Annotated in this window: 5 protein-coding genes and 1 pseudogene; 4 read left to right on the top strand and 2 right to left on the bottom strand. The window is 49.7% G+C overall.

Annotated elements, in window-relative coordinates:
• Both QVO99_RS08115 and QVO99_RS08120 read right to left on the bottom strand, forming a co-directional pair.
• Positions 1-247: pseudogene (locus QVO99_RS08115) on the bottom strand (D-2-hydroxyacid dehydrogenase); the annotation flags it as partial.
• A 201-nt stretch (positions 248-448) separates the two neighbouring features.
• Positions 449-1,729: a replication-associated recombination protein A gene (locus tag QVO99_RS08120; RefSeq protein WP_022317115.1), complete on the bottom strand. Its 1,281-nt coding sequence runs from the start codon at positions 1,727-1,729 to the stop codon at positions 449-451.
• A 116-nt stretch (positions 1,730-1,845) separates the two neighbouring features.
• Here QVO99_RS08120 and QVO99_RS08125 point away from each other — a divergent pair, with 116 nt between their 5' ends.
• The 4 genes from QVO99_RS08125 to QVO99_RS08140 all read left to right on the top strand — a co-directional run bounded on the left by QVO99_RS08125 (position 1,846) and on the right by QVO99_RS08140 (position 5,891).
• Entirely contained in the window at positions 1,846-2,631 is a 786-nt protein-coding gene (locus QVO99_RS08125; protein ID WP_022317117.1) for a nitrilase-related carbon-nitrogen hydrolase, read from the top strand.
• Positions 2,632-2,742: 111 nt separating this feature from the next.
• On the top strand, positions 2,743-3,549 hold the full coding sequence (locus QVO99_RS08130; RefSeq protein WP_022317118.1) for a hypothetical protein: 807 nt from the start codon (positions 2,743-2,745) through the stop codon (positions 3,547-3,549).
• A gap of 73 nt (positions 3,550-3,622) precedes the next feature.
• Entirely contained in the window at positions 3,623-4,771 is a 1,149-nt protein-coding gene (locus QVO99_RS08135) for an ABC transporter substrate-binding protein (RefSeq protein ID WP_022317119.1), read from the top strand.
• Positions 4,772-4,883: 112 nt separating this feature from the next.
• Entirely contained in the window at positions 4,884-5,891 is a 1,008-nt protein-coding gene (locus tag QVO99_RS08140; RefSeq protein ID WP_441295411.1) for an iron chelate uptake ABC transporter family permease subunit, read from the top strand.
• The last annotated feature ends 144 nt before the right edge of the window (positions 5,892-6,035 follow it).

Genomic DNA, 6,035 nt, shown 5'->3' on the forward strand with positions numbered 1-6,035 from the left:
CTGCCACGTCTACCACGTTGTAGCCTGTGGCGAGCACTCCTACATACTTCAACTTGGGCAGGCTCTTGAGCGTTTTCTCATCAAGCACCACCTTGTTCACGAGCACCGCGTCGGCATCTGCTGCCCTTGCGATGATGTCATTACTGTCTGTGCGGTCGTAGACCACCACTTCTCCCAGACTCTTCAATTCATCCCAGCTAAGGTCTCCGGGATTCATTCCATATCCGTCTAATACTACTATTTTCATGATTTTCTTGTTTTTCAGTTAATAAAATCCAAAGAATCCCTATAAGAATTCGGGAATGGCCGCAGCAGTCAAACCGTCTGTCTCAATGGGAAAGCTCCTTGTTCTTTAAATGTTTTTCTCTTTTTCTGTCTGTTTATATTTACCTGTTTATTATTCACCTGTTTATAAAGATGTCAGTTTATATAAACGGTATGTTTTTCATTAATTTCCATCTTTGAACCTGTCTCCCCAACATTCCACCATGCGTCGGTAGAGCTTGTCTTCAGAGGGAGAATGCTGCGCCTCCCAAATTCTCGTGTCGCAAAGCGAGTCGGGCATGAACTGCTGCACCACGAAATGTCCCGGATAGTCGTGGGAGTATTTGTAGCCAGAAGCATAGCCCAGGTCTTTCATCATCTCCGTAGGCGCATTGCGAAGATGCAGAGGCACGGGCTGGTTGCCTGTCTGCCTCACAATCTGCAGCGCCTTGTTTATTCCGTTGTAGGCAGAATTGCTTTTGGGCGAAGCGGCGAGATAGACCGTTGCCTCGGCAAGCGGAATTCTACCCTCCGGCCATCCTATCTTCATCACAGCGTCGAAGGCGGCGTTGGCAAGCAGCAGGGCGTTAGGATTGGCAAGTCCGACATCCTCAGAAGCGCTTATCACGAGGCGGCGGGCGATGAACGACGGGTCTTCGCCTCCCTCTATCATGCGGGCGAGCCAATAGAGCGCTGCATCCGGGTCTGAACCTCGGATGCTTTTGATGAAGGCAGAGATGATGTCGTAGTGCATCTCGCCGCCCTTGTCGTAGGCCATGGGGTTCTGCTGCAGGCATTCCACCACGCGCTTGTCTTCTATCACCACCTTTTCGTCGGAACTCGATTCCACTACAAGCTCCAGGATGTTGAGCAGCTTGCGTGCGTCGCCACCGCTATATCTGAGAATGGCGCCAGTCTCCTTGAGCACTATCTGGCGCTGGCTCAGTTCGGGGTCATGGGTGATTGCCCGCTGCATGAGTTCCATGAGGTCGTCGTCGCCAAGGGGCTTCAGCACATAGAGCTGACAGCGCGAGAGCAATGGGCGGATAACCTCGAAGGAGGGGTTTTCGGTAGTGGCGCCTATCAGAGTCACCACGCCCTTCTCCACAGCTCCGAGCAGGGAGTCTTGCTGGCTCTTGCTGAAACGATGGATCTCGTCGATGAAGAGTATCGGGTTGCCCTCGTTGAAGAATCTGCCGCCACGTGCTTTGTCTATAACCTCTCTCACGTCTTTCACACCGCTCGTCACGGCGCTCAGCGTATAGAAAGGCAGCTGCAGCGTGTTTGCCACGATCTGCGCCAATGTGGTCTTGCCCACTCCGGGAGGGCCCCATAATATAAAAGAGGTGATGCGCCGCGCTTCGATCATGTTGCGCAGCACAGCTCCCTTTCCCACCAAATGTCGCTGGCCTATGTACTCATCGAGAGTATTGGGCCGCATTCTTTCAGCTAATGGTTGACTCATATCTGCAAAATTATGAAATATATGTCATACGTGCAAAAAATATCCTCCAAAAACTTGCTGATAAAGGATAATGTATTACTTTTGCAACACCCTTTGGGGGCAAAAAACGATAATAAATGAGAGCGACAATTCTGCAAACGAACACCGTATGGGGAAAACCATCTGATAACCAACAGAATGCGGAGGTATTACTCTGTCAGGCACCCAAGTCGGACATATACATACTGCCAGAAATGTGGAGCACCGGTTTTGCTACCAGTCCGGAAGGAATAGCCGAGGAAGAGGATTTCTGCTCATCCAACGGCTCGCTGGCATGGATGAAAAGCATGGCCAGGAAACATGATGCCGCAATATGCGGAAGTCTGTCGGTCAAGACCGACGGGGGGAAATTCGTGAACAGAAGCTATTTCGTCTATCCCGACGGACGGGTGGAACACTACGACAAGAAGCACCTGTTCTTTGCCGGCGGAGAGCATAAAAGCTACACGGCAGGCACGAGAAGAGTGGTGGCGGAATACAAGGGAGTGAGGTTTCTGCTGCTGATATGCTACGACCTGCGCTTCCCAGTGTGGAGCCGAAACGACCTCGACTACGACGCCATAATATGTGTGGCAAACTGGCCCACACCGAGAGAAGAGGTGTGGAGCACGCTGCTCAAGGCAAGGGCTATAGAGAACCAATGCTTCGTGTTGGGAGCCAACAGAGTGGGAACCGACGACCAATGCACCTATACGGGAGCCAGCGCCATAGTGTCGCCATACGGCAAGGTGATGGCAGGCGGAGGAGCCGAGGAAGGATGGACAAGCGCGGAGCTGGACATTGAAAAGCTGGATAAATTCAGAAAGACATTCCCTGTGCTCGATGACAAAGACGAATTCTGCATCATAGAAAAAAGTCTTTGACAAGGAACTTAAACACAATAGGATGAAAAGCTAGTGATAAATTCTCTATCGAGTTAAAACAACAATAACAGAAAACATTAGTATATAATAAAGCATTTGTAATAATTTGACATGAAAGAAGCAGGAAAAAAAGCACTTACCCTAAAGACACTTAACAAAAGCAACGTCTGGGACCTTCAGGAAAACGACATCTTCAGATTGCTGGAGGCTGGAGAGAAAGACGCTGATCTGAGCGACAACATAAAGCATTATCTCGACATCATACGAAGCGCCTTCGAAATCGAAGAGGTGAAAATCGACAGACCGGAGGTGATAAGCAAATATGAAGCGAGAGGACTGAAAGTGGGATCCGTGAAACTCGACGAAAAGAACCGACTGAAGTTCGGAATAAAGAAGAAAACCATAATGCGTGTGACCGACCTCACATACGAAAACATACGCCACATCTCGGCAAGCAAACTCCTGGAAGTGATAGAAAGAAACTTCGGAGGAGGATGGGAGTCGCTATCGCAGAGCATCCAGGACATCATACAGAACGGATTCGACATCAGCACCACGACTTTGCCGAAGGACAGACTACACAAAAAGGGCGGAATGTATGAGAAAAAAGTGGAAGACGGATTCGAAGTGCTCGAAATACCCAAGGGGGCATGGACTGAAGCCATCTTCGCCAAATTGAAGCCTATAGAAGAGAAGGCGAAGCTCGACCTCGACGAGGACAATCTGAAAATCAGAGACGACGAGGATGACGAAGACGAGGACGACGACCTGAGAGACGACAAATACAACGACGAGGACGAGTTCGACGAATTTGATGACGACAAGCTGACAGAGGAAAGCTACCATACGACAATAGAGGAAAACCCAGAAGACCTGTCGCTCGAAGCTGCCGACGTGGCTGACGACGACGATCTCTAAGCCTACACCCGCAGCCTGCGGCAAAAATGCAAGCCGCACAAGCTTAGGACAAGAAAATCCACATGAACCGAATATGAGAAATAAAATATATTTTCTCCTTATCATCATCCCCCTCCTTCTCACTGCATGCCAGGGCAACAAGCAACAGGCTGCGGATGGAAAGGAGGGGGACACCGTACATCTGAAATACTCGGAAAACATCTCTATAGTGAAATTCAACGACCATACGGAAGTGAAACTCAACGACCCATGGAACAAAGGAAAAACACTACACACATATATCCTCGTGGACAAAAGCAAGAAGGATGGCTACGACAAGGCACCCGACGGGGCAACGGTGGTTGGCATACCGCTCTCCCACTCGCTCATAGCAACATCCGTGCATGCTGAACTAGCCAAGAAACTAGGAAAAGAGAATATACTGGCAGGGGCTTTCGACGTGGACTACATGAACTCTACGTGGATCAAGCAAAGGCTGAAGGAGAACAAGACCACAAACTGTGGAAATTCCACACAACCCAACATAGAGAGAATAATAGCCCTCTCGCCCGACGCCATCTTCATATCGCCAATGCAGAACTCCGGAGGATACGGAAAGCTGGAGAACTTGGGGCTGCCCATCGTGGAACTGGCTGACTATATGGAAACGACAGCTCTGGGAAGGGCAGAATGGGTGAAATTCTATGGTCTGCTGTGGGGAGCGGAGAAACAGGCAGACAGCCTGTTCAGCAATACGGAAAAGGAGTATATGAGACTGAAGGACCTCGCCAAGAAAGCAAAGTACAGTCCCAGCGTGATGATGGACAAGGTGGAAAACGGAGTGTGGTATCTGCCTGGCGGCAAAAGCACGATAAGCCAGACCATATACGATGCCAACGCCAAATACACATATGCTGCCGACAAGAGCTCCGGAAGCATACAGAAGTCGCTGGAAAGCGTGATAGACGACAATGCCGGCGCTGACGTGTGGCTTCTGAGATACTACAAAGCCGACAATTCGCCTCTGACGCTCCGCGGACTTGCCTCCGAAAGCTCAAGCTACACGATCTTAAAGGCTTACAAGAGCGGCAGGGTGTACGGGTGCAATACGGCGGCAACGTCTTTCTTCGAAGACATTCCGTTTGAGCCTCATCTCCTGCTCAGAGACTTCATATTAGCCTTCCACCCGGAAATGGCAACGATAATTGGAGAACCGAAGTATTTCTTCAAGTTGGAAAGGTAATAAACCAATCCGAAAGCCGCCAAGGTTATCAGTCTCTCACGATTTAAATGGAGGACATGTGGGGGCCACATTATAAACTTGACAACTCGTCAACCATAAAATCATGACAACCATCACCAGAGAAGGATTATTTGCAGTCTGCTCAACAGTATTGCTTGCAGCGCTCTTCATCCTTAACATCACCACAGGTACCGTGGACATTCCTGCCGGAAACATCCTTAACATAATCTTCGGCAACGGAGACAAGGAAACATGGACTTACATCATAATGGAATCGAGATTGCCACAGACTATAACGGCGACGCTTTGCGGAGCATCGCTCGCAGTCTGCGGCCTGATACTGCAAACTGCTTTCAACAATCCATTAGCCGGTCCGTCAATATTCGGAATAAACAGCGGAGCAAGTCTCGGCGTGGCTATCGTAATGCTGCTACTCAACGGCAGCATCTCTACCGACTTGCTCACGGTTAGCGGTTTCGCAGCGGTAATAACGGGTGCCATGGCTGGCGCTTCGGCTGTCATAGCCTTACTGATGGCGTGCTCAAGGATAGTGACTAGCAACGTGGTGCTTTTGATAATCGGCATCATGATAGGCTACCTGTCGTCGGCGGCAATATCCATCTTCAACTTCTTCGCTTCCGAACAAGGAGTACAGTCTTATGTCATCTGGGGAATGGGAAACTTCAGCAGCGTGTCATTGCAGCACCTGCCCATCTTCTCATCCGCCACGATATTGTGCCTCGTCATGTCGCTGCTCATGATTAAACCTCTCAATGCCCTGCTGCTCGGAGAGAAGTATGCCGAGAACCTTGGCTTCAACACTCACCGCGTGCGTGCCATGTTGCTCCTTATCACGGGAATACAGACAGCCGTCACCACAGCATATTGCGGTCCGGTGGCTTTCATCGGTCTGGCCGTGCCTCATATCACCCGCCTTTTCATCCGCACCGACTCCACATCGAGCCTAATGCCCTGTTCCATCATTTCTGGAGCCATCGTGGCGCTTGCATGCAACCTTGTATGCACACTCCCCCCCAACGGCAACATCATACCGCTGAACGCTGTCACGCCTCTCATCGGAGCACCGGTAATAATATATCTCGTGATAAAGAGAAAATAGTTCGGACATTGGGTAAGACAAACTAATATCGGAAATCCTTGCTTACACAACCATTGTAGGAAAAAGCTTTTAGAATGGTGCTTTTTGCATTAAAAAAAACTATATGAAAACTCTGAAATCGAGTAGGAGGAAAACGAAGCAGTT

The sequence above is a fragment of the Prevotella sp. CAG:592 genome, from assembly GCF_000436015.1.
Taxonomy (GTDB): Bacteria; Bacteroidota; Bacteroidia; order Bacteroidales; family Bacteroidaceae; genus Prevotella; species Prevotella pectinovora.

Excerpts from the sequence above, each read along its gene's own strand:
- QVO99_RS08130 (WP_022317118.1), top strand. The coding sequence starts at position 2,743 with ATGAAAGAAGCAGGAAAAAAAGCACTTACCCTAAAGACACTTAACAAA.
- QVO99_RS08135 (WP_022317119.1), top strand. The coding sequence starts at position 3,623 with ATGAGAAATAAAATATATTTTCTCCTTATCATCATCCCCCTCCTTCTC.
- QVO99_RS08120 (WP_022317115.1), bottom strand. The coding sequence starts at position 1,729 with ATGAGTCAACCATTAGCTGAAAGAATGCGGCCCAATACTCTCGATGAG.
- QVO99_RS08125 (WP_022317117.1), top strand. The coding sequence starts at position 1,846 with ATGAGAGCGACAATTCTGCAAACGAACACCGTATGGGGAAAACCATCT.